General features: G+C 69.8%; 18 protein-coding genes. 9 read left to right on the forward strand and 9 right to left on the reverse strand.

What is annotated here, in order from left to right; genetic code table 11:
- Window positions 1–453 precede the first annotated feature (453 nt).
- Window positions 454–1,473 (forward strand): aspartate-semialdehyde dehydrogenase, encoded by a 1,020-nt coding sequence (locus AL072_RS06970; protein WP_045580942.1) that lies wholly within the window; start codon window positions 454–456, stop codon window positions 1,471–1,473.
- A gap of 110 nt (window positions 1,474–1,583) precedes the next feature.
- Entirely contained in the window at window positions 1,584–2,897 is a 1,314-nt protein-coding gene (locus tag AL072_RS06975) for a branched-chain amino acid ABC transporter permease (protein ID WP_052709915.1), read from the forward strand.
- 128 nt (window positions 2,898–3,025) lie between these two features.
- Here the strand turns inward: AL072_RS06975 and leuC are convergent, their stop codons facing one another.
- From leuC to AL072_RS06990, 3 genes are all read right to left on the reverse strand, one after another.
- Window positions 3,026–4,429 (reverse strand): 3-isopropylmalate dehydratase large subunit, encoded by a 1,404-nt coding sequence (gene leuC / locus AL072_RS06980; protein WP_045580941.1) that lies wholly within the window; start codon window positions 4,427–4,429, stop codon window positions 3,026–3,028.
- 141 nt (window positions 4,430–4,570) lie between these two features.
- Window positions 4,571–5,989: an FAD-binding oxidoreductase gene (locus tag AL072_RS06985; RefSeq protein ID WP_045580940.1), complete on the reverse strand. Its 1,419-nt coding sequence runs from the start codon at window positions 5,987–5,989 to the stop codon at window positions 4,571–4,573.
- A gap of 112 nt (window positions 5,990–6,101) precedes the next feature.
- Window positions 6,102–7,097: an L-threonylcarbamoyladenylate synthase gene (locus AL072_RS06990; RefSeq protein WP_045580939.1), complete on the reverse strand. Its 996-nt coding sequence runs from the start codon at window positions 7,095–7,097 to the stop codon at window positions 6,102–6,104.
- A gap of 173 nt (window positions 7,098–7,270) precedes the next feature.
- Between AL072_RS06990 and parA the strand changes: the two genes are divergently transcribed.
- Window positions 7,271–7,915, forward strand: coding sequence for a ParA family partition ATPase (parA, locus tag AL072_RS06995; RefSeq protein ID WP_045582425.1), 645 nt, complete (start codon window positions 7,271–7,273; stop codon window positions 7,913–7,915).
- Window positions 7,916–8,109: 194 nt separating this feature from the next.
- Here the strand turns inward: parA and bfr (AL072_RS07000) are convergent, their stop codons facing one another.
- Window positions 8,110–8,589 carry a bacterioferritin gene (gene bfr / locus AL072_RS07000; protein ID WP_045580938.1) on the reverse strand — a complete coding sequence of 160 codons (480 nt, stop codon included), beginning with the start codon at window positions 8,587–8,589 and terminating at the stop codon, window positions 8,110–8,112.
- A 14-nt stretch (window positions 8,590–8,603) separates the two neighbouring features.
- Window positions 8,604–9,086: a bacterioferritin gene (gene bfr / locus AL072_RS07005; RefSeq protein WP_045580937.1), complete on the reverse strand. Its 483-nt coding sequence runs from the start codon at window positions 9,084–9,086 to the stop codon at window positions 8,604–8,606.
- A gap of 409 nt (window positions 9,087–9,495) precedes the next feature.
- Between bfr (AL072_RS07005) and tyrS the strand changes: the two genes are divergently transcribed.
- Window positions 9,496–10,758, forward strand: a complete 1,263-nt coding sequence (gene tyrS / locus AL072_RS07010; RefSeq protein ID WP_045580936.1) for a tyrosine--tRNA ligase — start codon at window positions 9,496–9,498, stop codon at window positions 10,756–10,758.
- Between the two features lie 147 nt (window positions 10,759–10,905).
- Here tyrS and AL072_RS07015 read toward each other — a convergent pair whose 3' ends face one another.
- The gene (locus AL072_RS07015; RefSeq protein WP_045580935.1) at window positions 10,906–14,643 is read right to left on the reverse strand and encodes a DUF3971 domain-containing protein; all 3,738 of its coding nucleotides are present in this window, start codon (window positions 14,641–14,643) and stop codon (window positions 10,906–10,908) included.
- A 147-nt stretch (window positions 14,644–14,790) separates the two neighbouring features.
- Between AL072_RS07015 and AL072_RS07020 the strand changes: the two genes are divergently transcribed.
- From AL072_RS07020 to AL072_RS07035, 4 genes are all read left to right on the forward strand, one after another.
- Window positions 14,791–17,832 (forward strand): bifunctional [glutamine synthetase] adenylyltransferase/[glutamine synthetase]-adenylyl-L-tyrosine phosphorylase, encoded by a 3,042-nt coding sequence (locus tag AL072_RS07020; protein ID WP_045580934.1) that lies wholly within the window; start codon window positions 14,791–14,793, stop codon window positions 17,830–17,832.
- A complete protein-coding gene (gene bcp, locus AL072_RS07025; RefSeq protein WP_045580933.1) occupies window positions 17,829–18,308 on the forward strand; it encodes a thioredoxin-dependent thiol peroxidase in 480 nt (159 codons plus the stop codon). The genes AL072_RS07020 and bcp overlap by 4 nt, the downstream gene beginning before the upstream one ends.
- Window positions 18,309–18,520: 212 nt before the next feature.
- Window positions 18,521–19,384 carry a phytanoyl-CoA dioxygenase family protein gene (locus AL072_RS07030; RefSeq protein ID WP_045580932.1) on the forward strand — a complete coding sequence of 288 codons (864 nt, stop codon included), beginning with the start codon at window positions 18,521–18,523 and terminating at the stop codon, window positions 19,382–19,384.
- A 44-nt stretch (window positions 19,385–19,428) separates the two neighbouring features.
- A complete protein-coding gene (locus tag AL072_RS07035) occupies window positions 19,429–20,571 on the forward strand; it encodes an anhydro-N-acetylmuramic acid kinase (protein WP_045580931.1) in 1,143 nt (380 codons plus the stop codon).
- A gap of 8 nt (window positions 20,572–20,579) precedes the next feature.
- Here the strand turns inward: AL072_RS07035 and aat are convergent, their stop codons facing one another.
- Window positions 20,580–21,224 (reverse strand): leucyl/phenylalanyl-tRNA--protein transferase, encoded by a 645-nt coding sequence (aat, locus tag AL072_RS07040; protein ID WP_045580930.1) that lies wholly within the window; start codon window positions 21,222–21,224, stop codon window positions 20,580–20,582.
- 149 nt (window positions 21,225–21,373) lie between these two features.
- On the opposite strand from aat, the gene AL072_RS07045 reads away from it, so the two are divergent.
- Window positions 21,374–22,120 (forward strand): ribonuclease T2 family protein, encoded by a 747-nt coding sequence (locus AL072_RS07045; protein ID WP_045580929.1) that lies wholly within the window; start codon window positions 21,374–21,376, stop codon window positions 22,118–22,120.
- 6 nt (window positions 22,121–22,126) lie between these two features.
- Here the strand turns inward: AL072_RS07045 and AL072_RS07050 are convergent, their stop codons facing one another.
- Entirely contained in the window at window positions 22,127–23,047 is a 921-nt protein-coding gene (locus AL072_RS07050; RefSeq protein WP_245636616.1) for an NAD(P)H-hydrate dehydratase, read from the reverse strand.
- Window positions 23,048–23,072: 25 nt separating this feature from the next.
- Window positions 23,073–23,837, reverse strand: coding sequence for a histidine phosphatase family protein (locus AL072_RS07055; protein WP_045580928.1), 765 nt, complete (start codon window positions 23,835–23,837; stop codon window positions 23,073–23,075).
- Between the last annotated feature and the right edge of the window lie 146 nt (window positions 23,838–23,983).

Here is a 23,983-nt window from a genome sequence, read left to right on the forward strand (position 1 = left end):
CTGGAGGCCCCGTTCGGGCGCTGTCGAGACGGGAATCTTCCCGCCGCGTTCCGGGGCCTGTCAAGCCGGCCGGTCGGCAGCTCTGGGGCGGCGGAATGCGACGGATGGAACATTTGAAACCGGATGAAACAGGATTCCAGGCCTGTTCCATGTTCCATCCGCGAGGGAGAGGGCAAAGCGGGCCCTGCCGTTTCCTTGAGCGAGCCTCTGCGCGCACCTTGTCCTCCCGTGATCCGGTTTCGGTGTATATTCCTATCATGGCGACGGGCGGCATTTAAGCGCGGGTTGAAAAGTGCCGCTCGGCGACGGCACATCCCGGCCGGGGCCGGAGGGATCGTCGCCGGACGGGTTGCAATTCGCCGGGAAAGTGCCTAGCTCCTAACGCCCCCCGGCACCATCCTTGTATTCGTACAGAGTCATTCGTACAGATTCGGCAGAAGGACACCCCTCGTCATGGGCTATACCGTCGCGGTCATCGGCGCCACCGGCAATGTCGGACGCGAGATCCTGCAAACGCTGGCCGAGCGGAAGTTCCCGGCCGACAAGGTCATTGCCCTGGCCTCCGACAAATCCATCGGCCAGGAGGTCTCCTATGGCGAGGACGACATCCTCAAGGTCCTGGATCTCAACAAGTTCGACTTCAACGGCGTGGACATCGTGCTGTCGTCGCCCGGCGCCAAGGTCTCGGCGGTCCATGTCCCGCGCGCCGTCGCCGCCGGCTGCGTGGTGATCGACAACACCTCCCATTTCCGCATGGATCCCAACGTGCCGCTGGTGGTGCCGGAGGTGAACCCGCAGGCGCTCGCCGGCTTCCGCAAGCGCAACATCGTCGCCAACCCCAACGGCGCCACCATCCAGATGGTGATGGCGCTGAAGCCGCTGCACGAGCGCTTCACGATCCGCCGTGTCGTGGTGTCGACCTACCAATCGGTGTCGGGGGCGGGCAAGGAGGCGATGGACGAGCTGTTCACCCAGACCCGTGCCATCTTCGTCAACGATCCCATCGCCAAGAGCGTCTTTCCCAAGCAGATCGCCTTCAACGTCATCCCCCACATCGATAGCTTCATGGAGGACGGCTCCACCCGCGAAGAGTGGAAGATGATGGTGGAGACCAAGAAGATCCTCGATCCCAAGATGAAGGTCGCCGCCACCTGCGTCCGCGTGCCGACCTTCATCGGCCATGCCCTGTCGATCAACATCGAGACCGAGGAGCCGGTCAGCGCGGAGGAGGCCCGCAACATCCTGCGCGCGTCCCCCGGCCTGTCGGTGATCGACCAGCAGAGCGGCGAGGGCTACATCACCCCGGTCGAGGTCGCCGGCGACGACTCCGTCTATATCAGCCGCATCCGCGAGGACATCTCGGTCGAGAACGGCCTGTCCCTGTGGTGCGTCGCCGACAATCTGCGCAAGGGCTCCGCGCTCAACGCCGTGCAGATCGCCGAACTGCTGGTGCGGGATTATCTGGTCGAGTGAGGACCGCGAGCGCTTGAACCGATCTCTTCAAGCGCTCGCCACCCGCGACCGGCTTCCAGCCCATCCCGATTGCCGGTAGGCTGGACCGTCCCACCTGACCGGGCGGTTCCGTGCTCCGCATCCTGCCGCTGCTGTGCCTCGTCCTGCTGATGCTCACCGGGTGCGGCGTCGATGCCGACCAGGATGCGCTGTGCCGGAAGCTGATCCCCGCCTTCGATGGCGGCTCCGCCACCGACCTGTCCACCCGCGGCTATGCCGAGGAGAAGCGGGTGCTGCGGATCGACTACAGCGTTGCGGGAAAACAGCATTGGATCGCCTGCCGCTTCGCCGGCACCGGCCTGGAGGAGGGGCGGCGGACGCTGGTGGCGGTGGCGACCGACCGCACCGGATGGCTGTCGGAGATGCGCTTCGCCATGCTGCAGCAATGGCTGCGCATCCGGCCGCCGCGCGATGCCGCCGGTCCGGTGGCGGTTGCGGGGGAACGTCAGCCGCCGACGCGCTGGATGCCGGTGCTGTTCCTGGCGCAGCAGGTGATCAATGCCGCGACGGTCGCCTGCGTCTATGGACTGCTGGCGCTGGGCTACACGCTGGTCTATGCGATTCTCGGCCAGATCAATCTGGCGATGGGCGAGCTGACGATGCTCGGCGCCATGCTGACGGCCATCGCGGCGGCCGGGCTGGGCATGGCCGGCTGGGCGACATGGCCGCCGGCGCTGCTGGGCGCGCTGGTGCTGGTGATGGGCTTCACCGCGGTGCAGGGCTGGACGATGGACCGGCTGGTCTTCCGCCGCCTGCGCGGCGTTCGGAGCCACACGCCGCTGATCGTCGCGGTCGGTCTGTCGATCGCCTATCAGGAGGGGGTGCGGCTGCTGCACGGCGCCCGAGACTGGTGGCCGGCCCCGGTGCTGACCGGCCGGCACGATTTGCTGAGCGACGGCGCCTTCACCGTCACCGCGCTGACGGCGCAACTGGCGATCCTGGGGCTGACCGGCGGACTCTACGCCCTGCTGTGGGGCATCATGCAGCGGACCGCCTTCGGCCGGGCGCACCGCGCCTGCACCGACGACGTGGCGGCGGCGGAACTGGTGGGGGTGGACGTCAACCGGACGGTTGCGGTGACCTTCGCCATCGGCGGCGGGCTGGCCGCAGCGGCGGGGTCGGTGATCGCGCTCTATTATGGTGGGGTGAACTTCTTCACCGGCTACCTGATCGGCTTCAAGGCGCTGGCCGCGGCGGTGGTCGGCGGCATCGGATCGGTGCCCGGCGCGATGCTGGGCGGTGCCCTGCTCGGGCTGGTCGAGACCTTCTGGTCGGCCTATTTCGCCATCGCCTACAAGGACATCGTGGCGTTCGGGCTGCTGACGCTGTTCCTGATCTACCGGCCGCAGGGACTGCTGGGGCAGGCGCGGGGGCGGGGGGATTAGGAGGCTTCACGGCGGATGCCCCCCCTCCCTCCCCCGCCTTCGGCGGGAGAGGGTTGATTCGCAGGGCGACGCTGGCGCCCTCTCCCGCCGAGGGCGGGGGAGGGTTGGGGAGGGGGCAATCGGCGTGTTTACAGCGTCCGCACGTCCGTCAGATGCCCGGTCACCGCCGCCGCCACGGCCATCGCCGGGCTGACGAGGTGGGTGCGGCCGCCGCGGCCCTGACGGCCCTCGAAGTTGCGGTTCGAGGTCGAGGCGCTGCGCTCGCCGGGAGCCAGACGGTCGGCGTTCATCGCCAGGCACATGGAGCAGCCCGGCTCGCGCCACTCGAAGCCGGCCTCGACGAAGATCTTGTCCAGACCCTCTTCCTCGGCCTGCTCCTTGACCAGACCCGAACCGGGGACCACCAGGGCGCGCACGCCCTCGGCGACCTTGCGGCCCTTGGCGAGGTCGGCGGCGGCGCGCAGGTCTTCGATGCGGCCATTGGTGCAGGAGCCGATGAACACGGTGTCCACCTTCACCTCGGTCAGCGGCTGGCCGGGGGTCAGGCCCATGTAGGCCAGCGAGCGCTCGACGGCGGCGCGCTTGCCGGCATCGGCGATCTCGGCCGGGTTCGGCACGGTCGCGGTGATCGGCAGCACGTCTTCCGGGCTGGTGCCCCAGGTGACCTGCGGCGCGATGTCGGCGGCGTTCAGGACGACGGTGGTGTCATAGACCGCGCCCTCGTCCGACGGCAGCGTCTTCCAGTAGGCGACGGCCTGCTCGAAGGCACCGGCCTTCGGCGCCAACGCGCGGCCCTGGACATAGGCGAAGGTCTTCTCGTCCGGGGCGATCAGGCCGGCACGGGCGCCGCCCTCGATCGCCATGTTGCAGACGGTCATGCGGCCTTCCATCGACAGCTCGCGGATGGCGTCGCCCGCGAACTCGATCACGTAGCCGGTGCCGCCGGCGGTGCCGATCCTGCCGATGATCGCCAGCACGATGTCCTTGGCGGTGACGCCCGGGTTCAGCGCGCCGTCGACGCGGATCAGCATGTTCTTGGCCGGCTTCTGCAGCAGGGTCTGGGTGGCCAGCACATGCTCCACCTCCGACGTGCCGATGCCGAAGGCCAGCGCACCGAAGGCGCCGTGGGTGGCGGTGTGGCTGTCGCCGCAGACGATGGTGGCGCCGGGCAGGGTGAAGCCCTGTTCCGGGCCGACGATGTGGACGATGCCCTGGCGGATGTCGTCCATCGGGAAATAGCGGACGCCGAAGTCGCGGGCGTTCTTGTCCAGCGTCTCCACCTGGATCCGGCTTTCCTCCTCGGCGATGCCCTTGGAGCGGTCGGTGGTGGGGACGTTGTGATCGGGGACGGCGAGAGTGGCTTCCGGACGGCGCACCTTGCGGCCGGCGACGCGCAATCCTTCGAACGCCTGCGGGCTGGTCACTTCATGGACCAGATGGCGGTCGATATAGAGGATGCAGGTGCCGTCATCCTGGCGGTGCACGACGTGGCTGTCCCAGATCTTGTCGAACAGAGTGCGCGGCTTGGACATCGGAAAAACTCTCTCTGGCGGTACGTCAGGCGCAGAACAATCGGAGGCCGCACCATAGCCTTGTGTCGTGCCGGGGACAAGCATCGCGCTACGTCTGTCGCCGCAAGCCTGTCCCCCGCAACTTTATGACCTGCCAAACCCTTACGGCAGCATCTTTCCCGGATTCAGCAGGCCCTTGGGATCGAGCGTCGCCTTGACGGCGCGCAACAGATCGAACTCGACCGGCCCCTTGATGAGCGGCATCTCGTCCTTCTTGAAGCGGCCGACGCCATGCTCGGCGGAGATCGAACCGTCGAGCTTGAAGATCACCTCGTTGACGACGTGGCAGATCTCGTCCCAGCGGTCGAGATAGGCCTTGGTGTCGGCGCCCTCGGGCTGGCTGAGGTTGAAGTGGATGTTGCCGTCGCCGACATGGCCGAAGGGGGTCGGGCGGATGCCGGGGCAGGCCCGCTCCACCGCCGCCTCCGCCAGGTCGATGAACTCGGCGACGCGGGAGACCGGGATGGAGACGTCGTTCTTGATCGACCCGCCCTCGAACTTCTGCGCCTCGACGATGGCCTCGCGGATGAACCACAGCTGCTTGGCCTGGGCGTCCGACTGGGCCAGCGTGGCGTCGGTCGCCAGTTCGGCCTCGAACGCCTCGCCCAGCGCGGTCTCCACGCTCTCCTGGAAGGCGTCGGACTTGGTGCCGGCGGTCAGCTCGGTCAGGACATACCAGGGCGACGGCTCCGACAGGGGGTCGATGGTGCCGGCGACATGCTTGAGGGCGAAGTCCAGGCAGCGGCGCGACATCAGCTCGAAGGCCGACACGGCGTCGCCCGAGGCGGCGCGCAGTCGGGCCAGCAGTTCGATGGCGGCGGCCGGGCTGGGCACGGCGATGAAGGCGGTGACCGACTGGCGCGGGCGCGGGAACAGCTTCAGCACCGCGGCGGTGACGATGCCCAGCGTGCCTTCCGCGCCGATGAACAGGTTCTTCAGGTCGTAGCCGGTGTTGTTCTTGCGCAGCCGGCGCATGCCGTCCCAGACCCGGCCGTCGGCCAGCACCACCTCGAGCCCGAGCACGAGGTCGCGGGTGTTGCCGTAGCGCAGCACGTTGATGCCGCCGGCATTGGTGGAGATCAGGCCGCCGATCTGCGCGGTGCCCTCGGCCCCCAGGCTGAGCGGGAACAGCCGGTCGGCGTCGGCCGCGGCGTCCTGGATGCTGGTCAGCACCACGCCGGCCTCGACCGTCATGGTGTAGTTCAGCGTGTCGATGTCGCGGATGCGGTTCATGCGCGACAGGCTCAGCACGATCTCGCGCCCCTCCTCGTAGGGGATGGAGCCGCCGACCAGGCTGGTGTTGCCGCCCTGGGGCACGATGGGGATGCCGGCCTCGGCGCAGACCGTGACGACGGCAGCGACCTCCCCGGTGTTGGCCGGGCGGACCACTGCCGGGCTGTTGCCCTTGAAGCGCCCGCGCCATTCCGAAAGATAGGGGGCCATGTCGGCGGCGTCGGTGAGGATGCCCGACGGGCCGACGATGGCGCGGATCCGGTCGAGGGCGGCGGCGATGCTGGTCATGGCGCTTGGGTCCGGCAGAAGGGAAGTTGGCGCTTGGGAGCGCGACACTTCTACAATCTCGCGGCCCCCATTTCCATGTGCCTGTTGCGCAGAGCAGCTGTCGCGCGACAGTTCAGCCCCGCGGTGCCGCCGCCCGGCGCAGGCGGTCGTTGATCGCCATGCCCAAGCCCACCTCGGGGATCGGCATCACCGCGATGCGCGCCGCCCCGCCCTGGTCGAGGCTGCGCAGGTGGGAGAACAGGTTTGCCGCCGCCTCGTTCAGGTCGCCTTCCAGGCTGAGATTCAGCCGGGTGGTGCCGCCGAAGACGAAGCGGTCGGGACCGAAGGTCAGGAACGCCTCGTCCGCCTCCGCCGAGGACGCGTTCAGGCGGACGGCGGCATTGGGGGCGTAGTGGCTTTCCAACTGGCCGGGCGATTTCGGCGCGGTCGGGTCGCCGGCGGAGAGGCGGACCGGGCCGATCAGCCGCTCCATCTCGTCGGCCAGAACCGCGCCGGGGCGCAGCAGCACCGCCTCGGGACCGGTGAGGTCGATGACGGTCGATTCGACGCCGACCATGCATTTGCCGCCGGTGACGACGGCGTCGACCCGGTCGCCCAGGCTTTCCAGCACATGCTGCGGCGTGGTCGGGCTGACCGCGCCGGAGCGGTTGGCGCTGGGGGCGGCGATCGGCCGGCCGGCGGCGCGCAGGATGGCTTGCGCGACGGGGTGGCCGGGCACGCGGATGGCGATGCTGTCCAGCCCGGCGCTGACCAGCAGCGACAGGGCGGAGTTGGCCGGGCGCGGCACCACCATGGTCAGCGGGCCGGGCCAGAACTGCTGCGCCAGTTCGGTCGCGCGCTCGTCGAACAGGCCCCAGGACCGGGCGGCGGCGAGGTCCGGGACATGGGCGATCAGCGGATTGAACTGCGGCCGGCCCTTGGCGGCGAAGATGGCGGCCACGGCGCGGTCGTCGGTGGCGTCGGCGCCCAGGCCATAGACCGTCTCGGTCGGGAAGGCGACCAGGCGGCCGGCGCGCAGCAGCTCGCCCGCACGCGCGATGCCGGCGGGGGTGGTCGGGAGCAGCGCCGGGCGCTTCTCGCCGCTATCGGGTGCGGAATGGTCGGTCACGGCGTCTTTCCAGATCGGATCGCGGAAAATCGGAATCGATTTGAAGCGTGAATCCGATCGCCAAACCCTAGAGCCTGGGGAAGAAGTGTCAATTCGCGCGGTTGCACCGGTGCCATGCCGAAGGTTATGAGGGGGATGGGCAAATCGCCAACGACAACATGATGGGTGCGGGCATGACGGGCAAGGTCTTCACCGTGGCGCAGCAGAAGGGCGGCGCCGGCAAGACCACGCTGGCCGCCCATCTCGCCATCGCCTGGGCTCAAGCGGGATACCGCGTCGCCACCGTCGACATCGACCCGCAGGGCAGCCTGACCCGCTGGCACGCCGTCCGCCACGAGGCGACGCAGGGGAATCCCGGCTTCAGCCATGTGCAGATCAACGGCTGGCGCACCCAGGCGGAGGTCGAGAAGCTGGCGCGCAGCCACGACATCGTGGTGATCGACAGTCCGCCCCATGCCCAGACCGAGGCGCGCATCGCCGTCCGCGCCGCCTCGCTGGTGATCGCCCCGGTGCAGCCGAGCCCGATGGATCTGTGGGCGGTCCACCCGACCATCGACCTCGCCGCGCAGGAGAAGCGCCGGCTGCTGCTGGTGCTCAACCGCGTGCCGCCGCGTGCCCGCATCGCCGACGAGCTGATCGCCCGGGTGCAGGAACTGGCCGATCCGCCCGCGGTCGAGCTCGCCGAGGCGCAGGTCGGCAACCGCACCGCCTATGCCGGCACGCTGATGACCGGCTTCTCGGTGACGGAAGCGGCGCGAAAGACACAGGCCGCGCTGGAGATGCAGGCGCTGGCCGAGGAGATTCTGGGGCGGGTTTGAGGAGGGAGGGGGTTGGCTTCGAATGCCCCCTCCCTAACCCTCCCCCTCTATCGGACGGACCTTCGGTCCGCCGAGGGGGAGAGGGGACTGCCGTCGCTTTGGCAGTCACATCAGGCCGAAAAACGTCCTACCCCCTCTCCCGCGGAACGCGGGGGAGGGATGGGGAGGGGCGAGAGGCCCCCCCCCGAATGCCCTCAGTCCTTGATCTCGCCCATCGCCGACTGGATGTAGTTGGGCAGACCGATGTCGTCGATCAGGCTCAGCTGGGTTTCCAGATAGTCGATGCGCTCCTCCGACTCTTCCAGCAGTTCGGAGAGCTCGTCGCGCGACACGTAGTCGGCCTTCTCCTCGCACACGGCGATGGCGGCGGCGATGCGGTCGCGGGCCTCAGACTCGGCGGCGAGGTCGCTGGACAGGATTTCCGGCACGTCCTCGCCGATGTGCAGCTTGCCGAGATCCTGGAGGTTGGGGATCGCCTCGATGAACAGGATGCGTTCGATGATCTCGTCCGCGCTCTTCATCACCTCGATGGAGGCATGGTATTCCCACTTGCCGAGCGCCTTGACGCCCCAGTTCTTCAGCATGCGGGCGTGCAGGAAATACTGGTTGATCTGCGTCAGCTGGTCCTTGAGGACGATCTGAAGCTGGGCGATGACGTCGCTGTTGCCCTTCATGATCCGTGCTCCCCTCAGCCTGTGATGCCGCCCATGCCCGACTGCAGGTAATTCTGCAGGCCGAGCATGTCGATCAGGCGGAGCTGCTGTTCCAGCCAGTGGGCATGGTCTTCCTCGGTGTCGACCAGCAGGTCCAGCAGGATGCGGCGGGTGTCGTAATCCTTCACCTGTTCGCAATAGGCGATGACGTCCTTCAGGGCGGCCACCACCTCGTATTCCAGGGTCAGGTCGTTGCGCAGCATGTCCGGCACGGTCTTGCCGATGCGCAGCGGGTCGCGGCTGGCGACGTCCGGCGTGCCTTCCAGGAACAGGATGCGGCGGATCAGCTTGTCGGCATGCTCCAACTCTTCGGTCCGCTCATGCGAGATGCGTTCGGCCAGCGCCTTGAGGCCCATGTCCTCCATCGTCCGCGCATGGGAAAGATACTGGTCGGCCGCGCTCAGCTCGCCGGTCAGCAGCTTGTTCAGACGGTCGACGACCCCTTGATCACCTTGCATGGTGGATGCTCCTAAATAGACAATTGGTCGCACCTTGGCACAGAGAAAGGACTCGCACAATAAAAAACTCTCATAAAAACCAAACTGTAGTTGATAGTCACTATCAATTGGCGGAATGCGGTCTGCCAAAAATACAGGCTGCGTGCGGCCCTTGTGTTGCGAATCAAAGTCAATTGCGGTGGAGTAGGGTTTTCCCGAACTTCGCAGGGTGAAGTTGTGTGGCTCGACTTGCCGCGCGGCGGCGATGCTTGGGCGCGGGCACCTGTCCGACCGCATGTCTGCTCGCGGCAACGGCTTCCGGGGCCGCATTGAGGCAGGGGCCGTTCCGTGCTAACAGACCGCGGGATTTCTCCGCCCTCACCACCCAGTGGGCCTCGCCCTTCTTTCCAACGACTGCCGGATTGCGGCCATGACGACGACCTCCGCCCCCGCCTCGGAGTTCCTGCGCACCCTCCAGGAGCGCGGATTCATCCACCAGTGCACCGATCTCGCCACGCTGGACGAGCGTGCGCAGAAGGGGCCGATCGTCGCCTATATCGGCTTCGACTGCACCGCCGACAGCCTGCATGTCGGCAGCCTGCTGCCGATCATGATGCTGCGCTGGCTGCAGAAGACCGGCCACAAACCCATCGTGCTGATGGGCGGCGGCACCACCAAGATCGGCGACCCGTCGGGCAAGGACGAGGCGCGCCAGCTGCTGACCGACGAGGTCATCGCCGGCAACATGGCGGGCATCAAGCGCATCTTCGGCCGCTACCTGACCTTCGGGGACGGACCGACCGACGCGGTGATGGCGAACAACGCCGACTGGCTGGACGAGCTGAAATACATCCCGCTGCTGCGCGACATCGGCCGCCATTTCACCATCAACCGCATGATGAGCTTCGAGTCGGTCAAGCTGCGGCTGGACCGCGAACAGCCGCTGACCTTCCTGGAATTCAACTACATGATCCTCCAGGCCTACGACTTCGTGGAGCTGAAGCGCCGCCACGGCTGCTCGCTGCAGATGGGCGGGTCGGACCAGTGGGGCAACATCGTCAACGGCGTCGAGCTGGGTCGCCGCACCGACGGTGCCGAGCTGTTCGGCCTGACCACGCCGCTGCTGACCACCTCGTCCGGCGCCAAGATGGGCAAGACGGCGGCCGGCGCGGTGTGGCTGACCGCCGACAAGCTGAGCAGCTACGATTTCTGGCAATACTGGCGCAACACCGAGGACGCCGATGTCGGCCGCTTCCTGCGCCTCTACACCGAACTGCCGCTGGACGAGATCGCCCGGCTGGAAAGCCTCGAGGGCGCCGGGATCAACGAGGCCAAGAAGATCCTCGCCAACGAGGTGACCAAGCTCGCCCATGGCGAGGAGGCCGCGCTGGAGGCCGCCGAGACCGCGCGCCGCGCCTTCGAGGAAGGCGCCGCCGCCGAAGGGCTGCCGAGCATCGAGGTCGCCCGCGCCGACCTGGAGGCCGGAGTGCCGGTGGTCGACCTGCTGGTGTCCGCCGGCCTCGCCGCGTCCAAGGGCGAGGCGCGACGCCTGATCAAGGGCGGCGGCGCCAAGCTGAACGACGGCCCAATCGCAGACGAGGCGGCGAAGGCGACCACGGCCGACCTGAATGCCGACGGCGTGGTGAAGCTCAGCGCCGGCAAGAAGCGCCATGCGCTGGTGAAGGTGGGGTGAGTGCCTGGGGGGTGTCGGTGCTGACTGACGTGCCGGTGCCCCCTCCCTAACCCTCCCCCTCTATCGGACGGACCTTCAGTCCGCCGAGGGGGAGAGGGGACTGCCACCGCTTTGGGAGGTACGTCACGCCGACAAGCGTCCCCTCCCTCACCGCGTGTGCGCCTCCGGCGGCGGCCGCGTGTCGGGCGTCGGCGTGCCGTCGCCGCCCAGGAAGAACAGGTTGCGCAGGAAGCCGGGGGCCAGCACCGCCAGCGGGTTGACCGAGACGTCGGGGTCGGACAGCGGCCCCTGGACATGCCAGGTGGCGGAAAAGATGCCCTGGCCCTCGCCGCCGCTGAGAACGTCGCCCAGCAGCGGAATCTGGCCGATCAGCCGGTTCAGGCCATAGACCGGGACGATGGTGCCCCGGAGGTTGGCGGTCTCCGTCTCCAGATCGACCTGTCCCTCCAGCGTCAGGCCCAGCGCCGAACCGGAGGTGCGCAGGTCCTTCAGGGTCAGCAGCCGGCCCTCCTTGTGGAAGTCCGCCGACATGCGGCCGAAATTCACCCCCTTGCCGCCGCCCAGCAGTTCGGCGAAGCCGGACGGCGAAATGGCGTTGAGGATGCGGGCCAGCACCGGCACGTCGACCAGCGTGTAGTCGCGGATTTCCGCCTTGCCGGCGATGGCGGCATCGGCCCGTGGCTCCACCGACCGGCCGGTCAGGGTCAGCTGCCCGCCGCGCATGCGGTCGTTCAGGTCCATCGCCTGCAGGGCGGATCCCAGATCGTCGGCAGAGATGGCGAGGTCGTAGAAGCCCCGCGGCCCCGGCCGCCATTTCAGCGAGACGCCGCCGCCCTCGCTGCGGCCGGCGAGATCCAGCAGGGTCCAGGCGGTGGCGTCTCGCCGCAGGGATCCCGAAACCTGCCGCAGCCGGCGCCCGTCGCCGAACACCACCGAATCGAACTTGATGGCGACGTCCAGCGGGGTCTTGCGGTCGTCGCCCGCCGTCGAGCCCTTCGGCGCGGGCGCAGTCGCCCCTTCGCCTGCTGGGGTCTTGCCGGTCAGGCCGCGGGCGTCGAGGCTGGCGCCGGTGATGGTGCCGGCATAGCCGCCGGCCGGACCGCCGGGCCTGGCCGGCGGCAGCACGGTCAGGTCGGCGCGCAGGTCGGTCAGTCCGAGCTTGAAGCTGGGAGTCTGCAGCCGGGCGACCCGCTTGCCTCCGTCGGCCAGTTCCAGGTTGGTGACGCTCTTCAGCCCGCCGGCATCGACGGTCAGGTTGCTGATGCGGGTCGGGCGGTCCTTGTCGAATTCCAGGGTCAGCCTGCCGGTGCCGGGCTTGCCGGGCGGCTTGGCCCAGGCCAGCTCCTCGATCGACAGCCGGGTCTTTTCCAGGTTCAGGGCGGCGGTCAGCGCCAGCTTGTGCTTACGGTCCACCGTGAACAGGATGTCGGCGCCGAAGGGACCCTGAACCCGGTCCTCCAGGTCGATGCCGTGGGCGCGCAGGTCGTCGGCGGTGGCGTCGCCCTTCACCGCGATCCGGGTGCGCGGGCCCTTGGCCGCGCTGTCGAAGGATTCGGTCCAGTCGACGGAGACGGGGATGCCGTCCAGCTTGGTCGCGCCCTTGATCTGCATCGCCTTGAGGTCGAGGGCCAGCGACAGTTCGCCGTCGGTGGCGGTCATCCCGGCCGCGACCTTCTCCACCCCGACCTTGTGCAGCTTGCCGGTCACGTCGAGGTTCAGCTGTTCGACCTTCAGGTCGGCCAGCAGCGGGAAGGCGAAATGCAGCTCGGCCTCGGCAGTGCCCTGGGTGCGCTTCGGATCCATCTCCAGCTTGGTCGGATATCCCAGCGGCGGCATGTCGATCAGGGTCAGGATGGAGCGTACCGGCCCCTGGACCGGCAGGCGGATGTCCATCGTCTCCTTGCCGGTTTCCAGCCCGCCGATCACCACCTTGCCTTCGCCGATCTCGATGTCGCCCGACTTCGGGTCGGCGATGCGGCCGCCCCTGGTCTGGATGGTGAAGGTCTTGCCGTCGGTCGTCGCCTCCATCCCGGCCCCGGTCACCGGCGTCAGGTCGTGGAAATAGCGGACGTTGATGTCCTCGCCGGTCATGGTGGCGAGGAAGCGGGTCAATTCCGGCTCCGCCGCCCCGCCCGACGCTTGGGACTCCAGGAGGGAAAGCGGCAGCGACAGGGATGCCTCGGCCCGCGCCTGCGTCACCGTGCCGTGGGACAGGTTCTTCGTCACCCAGTCCCGTGCGTTGGGGCTGGCGATTTTCGGCCAGTAGCGATGCAACTCGTCCAGCGCCATACCGGCGGCGGCGGCCCGCGCCTCCACCGCCAAGCGGTCGCCCTGGCGCCGGGCGGTGGCGCTTGCCTCCAGGCGCGGCTGCGGCCCGCCGGCCTCGCCCAGCACCGCGCTCAGGCCGTCGAGGTCGATGCGCTCGCGGTCGCCCTGCAGGCGCAGGCGGAGCGACTGGACGTGCACCGGACCGGCGAACAGCGTCGGGCTGTGCAGACGGCCATGGCCGGCGCTGAGGTCGGCCTTGCCGGCGGTGGGGTGCAGCGAGGGGTCGAAGGCGACCTCCACCATGCCCGACAGCGGCAGCTCCGCCGCCCACAGCGGCGCCAGCAGCGGGGCGAGGCCGGCGACGGCGGCCGGGGTGAAGCCATTCAGCCGCGCGGTCGCCTGACCGCTCTTGTCCGGCGCCTGCCGTCCCGACAGCTCCAGCCCGGCGGAGCGGCCGCCGGCGGTCAGCGACAGGACGGCCCGGGCACTGCGGCCCTGGCCGTCCTCCGTCAGCTCTCCCTGGGCGGTCAGCGACAGGGGCGGGCCGCCATCGATGGCGTCGGCCGCCAGCGACAGCCCGTCGATCCGCAGCCGCCGGCCGGGCACGTCCAGGCTGCCGCGCAGGTCCAGGCTGCGCACCGCGACCGGCTCAGGCCGCAGGGCGGGCAACTCGACGGCACCTGCGCCGCCGCGCAGGGTCAGATCGACCCGGGTCGGCTCGAACCGTTGGTCCAGCCGCGCCGTGACCGTGCCCGACAGCGGCAGCTTCGCCGCCGCCAACGGCGCCAGCGCGGGGCCGATCTCGGCCAGCGACGCCGGCTCCAGCCCGTCGACGGACAGGGTCAGGTCGGTGGTGGCGTCGGCGATGTTGTAATGGCCGGTGGCGGCGACAGTCACCGCGCGCCGCGCCTGCTCCGGACCGCTGCCTCCGAGGTCCAGCGTCACCCGCGCCCGGCCCTGCGCACCCTCGCCATCGCGGGTCAGCACGATGTCGGCGCGGGTGGCGTGCCAGGACAGGTCGAGCATGCGGTTCTCGACCCGCAGGTCGGCGCCCGTCACCGACAGGCGGCGCAGCAGCCCCATCGGCCGGTCGATGTCGGGCGGGCGGCGCAGGCTGTCCAGCGCCTCGTCGAGCAGGTCGGGCCCGTCGTTCTCGGGCTTCCGTGCCGATTCGGCGTCGGCCCGCACGTCGAAGGCGAGGCTGCCGTCGGCCCGGCGCAGCACGCTCAGGCGCGGGCGGACCAGATCGATGCGCGTCGGCGCCAGCGTGCCGCGCAGCAGCGCCGGGATGGAAAAGCCGATGCCCATCTCCGGCACCGCGGCCAGTTCCGCCCCGTCGGCGTTCAGCGCCCGCACCCGGCGGGCACGCAGGTCGAGGCGCCGGCCGCCGCCGTCCTGGAGGCTGTCGTCGGTTTCCAGCGACAGCACCAGCTCGCCGACCTCGCTGCGGAAGCGGCCGTCGCGGTCGCTCAGCGCCCGTTCGACATAGGGGATCAGCGGGTCGAGCGCGATCGGACCCTGCGACAGCCGCCAGGTGAACAGCCCGGCCGCCGCCAGCGCCACCGCCGCCACGCTGCTCAGCGTCAGGACGAGGATCCTCGCGGTGCGCCGGATCATGGGGCACCGACCTTGGAAGCGCCGCCCGGTGCCCTCTTCCGGAGGGAAGGGAGGGAGTGCGCGGGGACGCGGGAATCGGCCCGATTGACCTTCTCTCCCGACGCGTGCAGCTTTCTGCACATGTTTTGAGCAGGAAAGAATGCCGTCATGTCCAGTCCCAAGCCCTTCTCAGCACCCTTGCCGAAGCCCTTCGATGCTGCGCAGGCGGCGCTGGGCCTGGAGCGCTGGCGCCAGCAGGCCGCCGCGGCGGAGCCGGAGACGCGGGCCTGGGCGGAGGCCTTCGCGGAGTCCGGGCCCGGCCGTGCGCTGGTCGAGGCGGTGTGCGGCAACAGCCCGTATCTCGGCCACGGGCTGACGCGGGAGCTGCCCTTCGTCCGCAACACGATGGAGGACGGGTTCGACGCGACCTTCGCCGCGCTGATCGCGGCGCTCCATGCCGAGCATGACGGGGAGCGGTCGATGGACCGGCTGATGGCCGGCCTGCGGGTGGCCAAGCGGCGGGCGGCGCTGCTGATCGCGCTGGCCGACATCGCCGGGGTCTGGCCGCTGTTCCGCGTCACCGGCGCCCTGTCGGAGCTGGCGGAGACGGGGGTCCGGCTGGCCGCGAATTTCCTGCTGCGCCGCGCCGGGGAGGCGGGCACGCTGACGCTGCCTGATCCGCAGCGACCGTGGGTCGGTTCGGGCCTGATCGTGTTGGGCATGGGTAAGCTTGGCGGGCGCGAACTCAACTATTCCAGCGACATCGACCTGATCGTCCTGTACGACGACGCCGTTGTGCAGACGCCCCAGCCGGACAACCTCGCACGGACCTTCATCAGGCTCGCACGCGATCTTGTCCGCATTATGGATGAACGCACCAAGGACGGCTACGTCTTCCGCACCGACCTTCGTCTTAGGCCGGATCCGGGGGCCACGCCGCTGGCGGTTTCCGTGTCGGCGGCCGAAATTTATTACGGCAGCGTCGGCCAGAACTGGGAACGCGCGGCGATGATCAAGGCTCGCCCGATCGCCGGCGACGAGGTGGCGGGCGCCTCCTTCCTGCGCTTCCTTGAGCCCTTCGTCTGGCGCCGCAACCTGGATTTCGCCGCCATCCAGGACATCCATTCGATCAAGCGCCAGATCAACGCCCATAAGGGCCACCGCGAGGTGACGGTCAACGGCCACGACATCAAGGTCGGCCGCGGCGGCATCCGCGAGATCGAGTTCTTCGCCCAGACCCAGCAGCTGATCTTCGGCGGGCGCGACCCGCGCGTGCGCATCGCCCCGACGCTGATGGCGAACGAGGCGCTGCGCGACGTCGGCCGTGTGCCGCCGCAGACGGTCGAGGATCTGGCGGCGGCCTATCATTTCCTGCGCCGGGTCGAGCATCGCATCCAGATGATCGACGACCAGCAGACCCACCGCATTCCAGCCGACGATGCCGGGGTGGCGCATCTGGCGACCTTCCTCGGCTATGGCGATCCCGCTGACTTCCGGGCGGAGCTGCTGGCGACGCTGGGGCAGGTGGAGGACCGCTATGCCGAGCTGTTCGAGGAGGCGCCGTCGCTCTCCGGCCCCGGCAACCTCGTCTTCACCGGCACCGATCCCGATCCGGGCACGGTGGAGACGCTGGCCGGCATGGGCTTCGCCGACCCGGCGCGCGTCATCAGCGTGGTGTCGGCCTGGCACCGCGGCCGCTACCGCGCCACCCGGTCGGGCCGTGCGCGCGAGCTGCTGACCGAGCTGACCCCGGCGCTGCTGAGCGCACTGGCCAAGACCCCGGCGCCCGATGGCGCGCTGATGAACTTCGACGATTTCCTGGGAAAGCTGCCGGCGGGGGTCGGGCTGTTCTCGCTGTTCGTCGCCAATCCCTGGCTGCTGGAGCTGGTGGCGGAGATCATGGGCATCGCACCGCAGATGGCAGCGACCCTGTCGCGCAACCCGTCGCTGCTGGATGCGGTGCTGTCGCCCGACTTCTTCGACCCGCTGCCGGGCAAGGAGGAGGGGCTGGCCGCCGACCATGCCCGCGTCATCGCCGCCGCCCGCGACTTCGAGGACGCGCTGACCCTGTCACGGCGCTGGACCAACGACCAGCGCTTCCGCGCCGGGGTTCACATCCTGCGCGGCATCACCGACGGCGACCGCTGCGGCGCCTTCCTGGCCGACCTCGCCGACCTCGTCGTCCCTGATCTCGCCCGGCGGGTGGAGGAGGAGTTCGCCCAGCGCCACGGCCGGATTCCCGGCGGCGCCTGGGTGGTGGTGGCAATGGGCAAGCTGGGCAGCCGGCAACTGACCGTCACCTCGGACATCGACCTGATCGTCATCTATGACATCGCCGGGGCAGGGCAGGGGAGCGGGCAGGGGAGCGGGGCTCCGCTGCTGTCCGACGGAGCCAAGCCGCTGTCGCCCAACGAGTACTACATCAAGCTGACGCAGCGCCTGACCAATGCCATCACCGCGCCGATGGCCGACGGGCGCCTCTACGAGGTGGACATGCGGCTGCGTCCGTCGGGCAATGCCGGGCCGCTCGCCACCTCGCTCGCCGCCTTCGTCAAGTATCAGGCGAGCGACGCCTGGACCTGGGAGCACATGGCCCTGACCCGCGCCCGGGTGATCGGCGGCGATGCCGGTCTGGCCGGGCGGGTGTCGGAGGCGATCCGGTCGGTGCTGACGGCGCCGCGCGATCCCGGCCGGCTGCTGTGGGACGTCGCCGACATGCGCCGGCGGATCGACAAGGAGTTCGGCACCGCCAACCCCTGGAACGTCAAATACGCCCGCGGCGGCCTGATCGACATCGAGTTCATCGCCCAGTACCTGCAACTGCGCCACGGCCACGACCTGCCGGACATCCTGCATGTCGGCACCGCCAAGGCGCTCGGCTGCGCCGCCCGGACGGGGGCGCTGGCGCCGGAGGTGGCGGAGGATCTCGAAGCGACGCTGCGGCTATGGCGGCGGGTGCAGGGCTTCCTGCGGCTGACCACGGCCGGGGTGCTGGACCCGACACAGGTGTCGCCCAGCCTGCTGGCCGGACTGCATCGCGCCGCCTTTCCCGACGAAAAGGCAGCGCAGCCGGTTGACTTCCCGGAGCTTGACCGCAGAATCCGCGCCATTGCCGCCCGCGCCCACGGTCATTTCCAGGCCCTGGTCGAGGAGCCGGCCAGCCATCTGGCGCCCCCCGGCGCCGTCAAAGAGGATCCGAAGCTGCCATGACCGCTGTTGCGACCACCGTCGATGCCGGATCGCCCGCCCCGGATTTCACCATGCCGACCGATGGCGGCGGCAGCGTCACCCTGTCCGCCCTGCGCGGCAAGCCGGTGGTGCTGTATTTCTACCCGAAGGACGACACCTCGGGCTGCACGTCGGAGGCCTGCGGCTTCCGCGACCAGTTGCCCGACTTCTCCGCCGTCGACGCGGTGGTGATCGGCGTGTCCAAGGACAGCGCCGCCAGCCACGACAAGTTCAAGGCCAAGCACGGGCTGACCTTCACCCTTGCCTCGGACACCGACGGCAGCGTCTGCGAGGCCTACGGCACCTGGGTGGAAAAGAGCATGTATGGCCGCAAGTACATGGGCATCGACCGCGCCACCTTCCTGATCGACAAGGACGGCGTCGTCCGCAACGTCTGGCGCAAGGTCAAGGTCACCGGCCATGTCGCCGCCGTGCTGAAGGCGGTGCAGGCGCTCTGACGGTCCCAGGCGGGGCGTCCTTTTTCTCCCGGCACGAACCCGTTGGGAAGGACGCCTTGCCGGCCCGGCTATTCCTCCGGCGTGAGGTCGTACGCCCGAAGGGTATTTTTAGAATCACCCCAAACCTGCCTACACTTCGTGCATTCCCGCACCAGAGGCCGCGCAACCCACCGCGTTTCTGGTCCTTCGGCCGCCTTAGGGATGCACCGCCTATGAACGTTGCGAACATTGCCCGGCGCCTCGTCGCCGGAGAGCTTCACTATGCGCTGGGCCGCTTCGAATCGGTCCGGCGCGGCTACAGCGCCTTGCGCCGGCTGTCCCCCCGCTCGCGTCAGCGGGCACCGGCCGGGCCGCCGGTGTCGCTTCCCCCGCTGCCGGTCAGCCTGTTCCCCGACCGGACGGTGGACGGCGCCCTGGCCGACCTGCGGCGCGACTCGATCGCCATGGGCTTCGACCTGCCCCGGGCGATGGTGGAGGAACTGGTGGAGTTCGCCACCCATTCCCCCCTGCAGCGGCGCCTGCGCGGCGAGAGGATGTTCTACCGCCACGACGTCCGCGACGGCAGGCTGGAGGACGGCTCGCCCGCGGTGATGGGCATCGTCCCCGACCCGCTGGACTGTCCGGCGGTGCGCCGGGTCTGCCGCGATCCGCTGCTGATGGACTGCGCCGGGGCCTTCCTCGGCTTCCGCCCGACCAAGATCATCCCGCGCCTGTTCTGGAGCTTCGTCACCGACGCCACCGACGACGAGCGGCGGCAGCTGGGCCAGACCATCGACTGGCATTACGACGTCCATGACTTCCACTTCTGCTCGGCGCAGTTCTACCTGACCGACGTCGGCCCCGGCGCCGGGGAGCATGCGCTGGTCCGCGGCAGCCATCACGGCAAGTCGCTGCGCATGCTGCTGGGGTCCGCCAACGCCCGCGACGAGGAACTGTTCTCCCGCTTCGCCCGCGACCGCATCCTGGTGGTCGAGGGGCCGGCCGGCACCGGCTTCATCGAGGATACCTCCTGCTACCACCGCGCGATGCCGCCGACCAGCCGCGACCGGCTGATGCTGCAGCTCTGGCTCAGCTGAGCTAGACTATGCCGCAGCGCCACCACGCGTTGCGGAGCGAGAGCATGGATATCAGGGAGGGCCTGCGCACCGTCGTCGGCCTGATGAGCGGCACCTCGATGGACGGCATCGATGCCGCACTTCTGCGGACCGACGGGCGGGACCGGGTGGAGGCGTTGGCCTTCCTGACCATCCCCTATGACGACGGCTTCCGCGCGGCCTTGCGCGGTTGCCTCGGCGGGATCGGGCCGGTCGAGGCGGTTGAGCGGGCCCTGACCGACGCCCATGCCGACGCGGTGGGCCGCCTGCTGCATCAGGCCGGGGCGGCGGCGCGCGACATCGACCTGATCGGCTTTCACGGCCACACCATCCTCCACGATCCTGACAACCCGGACCCGGGCCGGCGCCGCACCTGGCAGATCGGCGACGGCGCCCGGTTGGCGGCGGCGACCGGCATTGCCGTGGTCGACGACTTCCGCAGCGCCGACGTCGCCGCCGGCGGGCAGGGGGCGCCGCTGGTCCCGCTGTTCCACCGCGCGCTTGCCCACGGGCTGCCGCGTCCTCTGGCCGTCCTCAACATCGGCGGCGTCGCCAATGTCAGCTGGATCGGCCCGGAGCCGGCGGAGGGGGAAGAGGCGGAGGGAAGAGGGGAGGCCGGGGTGGTGGCCTGCGACACCGGGCCGGGCAATGCGCCGATCGACGATTGGGTGTTGCGCCACGGGCTCGGCCGCTTCGACGCCGACGGGGCGCTGGCGGCGGCCGGACGGGTCGACGGCCCGGCGCTGGCTGCCTTGATGGCCCATCCCTATTTCGACCGCCCGGCACCGAAGTCGCTCGACCGCGACGCCTTCGATCCGGCACCGGTGGCCGGCCTGTCCGCCGCCGACGGCGCCGCGACCCTGACCGCCTTCACCGCCTCGTCGGTCGCCCGAGTCGTCCCGCATCTGCCGGCCCCGCCGGTGCGCTGGCTGGTCTGCGGCGGCGGGCGGCGCAACTCCACCTTGATGCGGATGCTTGCCGACCGTCTGGGCGTGCCGGTCGATCCGGCCGACCTCGTCGGCTGGGACGGTGACGCGCTGGAGGCGCAGGCCTTCGGCTATCTCGCGGTGCGCAGCCGGCTGGGGCTGCCGCTGAGCCTGCCGGCCACCACCGGCGTGCCGGCGCCGACCTGCGGGGGCGCTTTCCATGTGCCGGGACCGAACATTTAGCGTTCGGTTCAGCCGGTCGCCGCCTCCAGCAGTTCCGCCAGCGCCGCTTCCTGGTCGACGCAGCGGAAGTCCGTCTTGCGCTCCATCGCCGCGGCCAGCCGGCGCCGGTAGTCGGTGCGCGGAATCTCGATGGCGCCGAAGCGGCAGAGATGCTCGGTCACGAACTGGGTGTCGAGCAGGGCGAAGCCGGCGGCGCGCAGGCGGGCGACCAGATGGACCAGCGCCACCTTGCTGGCGCCGGTCTCGCGGCTGAACATGCTCTCGCCGAAATAGGCGCCGCCGATCGACACGCCATAGAGCCCGCCGACCAGCCGGCCGTCGCGCCAGCACTCGACGCTGTGGGCGAAACCGGCGTCGAACAGCTCGGCATAGAGGCGGACGATGTCGTGGTTGATCCAGGTCTTCGGCCGCTCTTCCGTCGCCTCGGCGCAGCCTTCGATGACGTCGCGGAAGGCGCTGTCGAAGCGCAGCTCGAACGGACCGCGGCGCAGGGCCTTGCGCAGGCTGCGCGGGACGTGGAAGTCGTCCAGCGGCAGGATGCCGCGGCGTTCCGGGTCGAACCAGTGGAGTTCCCGCGATTCGGCACTCTCGGCCATCGGGAAGATACCGGCGGCGTAGGCGCGCAGCAGCATCGGGGCGGACAGGGTGAACATGCCGATCACTATACCCGGTGGTGGAACGCCCGGCGACAGGCAGGCCTGGCCGAATGCCCGGCCGAATGATAGTGGCGTCGAGACCCCGCGACAGCAACCACCTTCCATGGTATGCAACGCTGGGAAGCATATCGTCAGGAGATATCGTGATGTGTCGTGTCGTTTCCGTCCTCCTATCCGTCCTGGTTGCCGGACTTTTCGCTGCGAGCCCCTCCTGGGCGCAGAGGCGGGCGGAGCCGGGCGTCTTCGACTACTACATCCTGTCGCTGTCCTGGTCGCCGACCTACTGCGCCCGCGACCGGAACGGTCCCGATCCCGACCAGTGCGGCGAGAGGAAGTACGGCTTCGTCGTCCATGGCCTGTGGCCGCAATACAATGACGGCAGCTATCCGGCCACCTGCTCGCGCGACCGCAACGTGCCGAAGGCGGTGGTGGACCAGACCATGGCGGTGATGCCCAGCGTCGGGCTGATGATGCATGAATGGCGCAAGCACGGGACCTGCTCCGGCCTGAACGCCACCGACTATTTCGCCGCCCTGCGCGCGGCCGCTGCCAAGGTCGCGATCCCGGAATCACTGAAGACCCCCGGCCCGACCGTGCCGGCGACGCAGGTGGAACGGCTGTTCCTGGAGTCGAACCCAGGCCTGACGGCGGAAGGGGTGGCGGTCGTCTGCTCCCGCCGCGACCTGGCGGAGGTGCGGGTGTGCCTGAACAAGGATCTGGGCTTCATGGCCTGCGGCCAGAAGGTGGTCGACCGTTGCCGCGACCGCGATGCCGCCCTGTCGGCGGAGGTGGCGCCGTCGCAGCCCGCCCGCCGCGACGCGCCGGCTCCGGCCGCTCCGGTGCTTCCGCCGGCTCCCGCGTCCGCTCCCGCTCCTGCCGTCCCGGTTCGCTGAGGCGGGTCAGCCCGTTCCGCTCTCCGCCAGGGCGGCCATCGCCGCCGGAATCTCGGCCAGCAGTTCGCGGGCGAGGAAGCCGAGCGGCCCGATCCGGCGGCTGAGGCGGTTGCCGGCCTCGCCATGCAGATAGACGCCCCAGATGGCGGCCTGCTCCGGACCAGCGCCGCGGGCCAGCAGTCCGGTGACGATCCCGGCCAGCGTGTCGCCGGAGCCGGAGGTGGCGAGCCCGACCGTGCCGCCGCGATAGGCCCAGGCCCGGCCGTCGGGCGAGACGATGCGGGTGCAGCCTCCCTTGAGCGCCACCACCGCCTTCAGCCGGGCCGCCGCCCGCCTTGCGCAGCCCAGCGGGTCGGCATCGACCTCGCTCCGCGCGCAGCCGAGCAGACCGGCCATCTCCCCGGCATGCGGGGTGACGACCAGACGGCCCTCGTGCCGGTGCAGCGGGGCGGGATCCCGCGCCAGCCCGGCCAGTGCGGCGGCATCCAGCACGAAGCGCGGGCCTCCCTCCTCCGCCGGGCCGAGCCGGGCCAGCAGGTCGGCGACCAGGGTCGCCGTCGCCGCTTCCTCCACCATGCCGGGACCGATCAGCACGGTGTCGCAGCGGGAGGCGCGGTCGGCCAGCATCACCGCCGACGAGGCGGCGATGCCGCCGTCCGGCGTTTCCGGCAGCCCGACGACCAGAGCCTCCGGCAAGGCGAGCCCCAGATGCGGGGCGATGCCTGCCACGGTGGCGATCTGCAGCTTGCCGGCGCCCGCCCTGAGTGCGCCGAGCCCGGCCAGCAGAGCGCCGCCCGGCACGCCGACGCTGCCGGCCACCACCAGCACCCGGCCGCGGCTTTCCTTGTCGCCGTCGCCGTCCGGCTGGGGCAGGGGCATCCCGCGCAGCAGGCCGGGCGTGACGGCGGTCTCCTCCGGTGCGTCCAAACGATGTCTCCTCAGCGTGTGACTTTCAGCGTGCGGCGATGGCGGCGTCCGGCTCGGCGGTGACCGCGGCCCCGGCTTCCTCCAGCGGGGCGACGACATTGTAGCGGTGCAGCAGCAGCCCGCCGCGCGCCCCGGCTCCGGGATCGAACCGGTATTCGGTGACCGAGCAGTTGGCGACGTCGCCCGCGGCGTCGATGGCCAGGATCCCGTCCTCCGTCAGGTTCTCCAGCAGATAACGCAGGCACAGCACCACCACCTGATGCCCGACGATCAGCACCCGCCGGCCGCCATGGTGCAGGCTGACGGTGTCGAGCGCGCTGCGCAGCCGCAGGATCACGTCGCACCAGCTCTCGCCCCCCGGCGGGCGGTGGTAGAACTTGCCGAGCAGCCGGCGGAACTCGGCCTGGTCGGGGAATTCGGCCTCGATGCCGTGGCGGGTCAGCCGGTCGAGCACGCCGAATTCCTTCTCGCGCAGCCGCTCGTCGATGACGAAATCGGCCGGGGCGACCGGCAGGCCGCCCGTCCGGTGCAGCCGCTCGGCCGTGCTCATCGCCCGCCGGTAGGGGGAGGTGAGGACCACGTCCGGCCGCTCCTCCTCCGGCATGGCGGCGAACCAGCGGCCGAGCGCGTCGGACTGCCGCTCGCCGAGCGGGCTGAGCGGCACGTCGACGTCGCGTTCGGCGATGTCGATCCGGGGCAGTCCGGCCGTTTGCGCGGCGTCGCGGGCGACGTTTCCGGCGCTTTCGCCATGGCGGACGATCCACAGTCGGTCGGGCCAGCGCTGCTGCATCGGCGATTCCCTAGGTTGGATGAGCGAATCTGTCGGGAATAACCGACGGGCGGACGGAAAGGTCCCGGCAGGGCGGAAGTCGCGGTATGGCAGCCATGCTGCCCGTTTGCGCACTGCGGCATGCGGGCGCCTTGCCGGTTGCCGGC

The organism is Azospirillum thiophilum, from assembly GCF_001305595.1.
Lineage (GTDB): Bacteria > Pseudomonadota > Alphaproteobacteria > Azospirillales > Azospirillaceae > Azospirillum > Azospirillum thiophilum.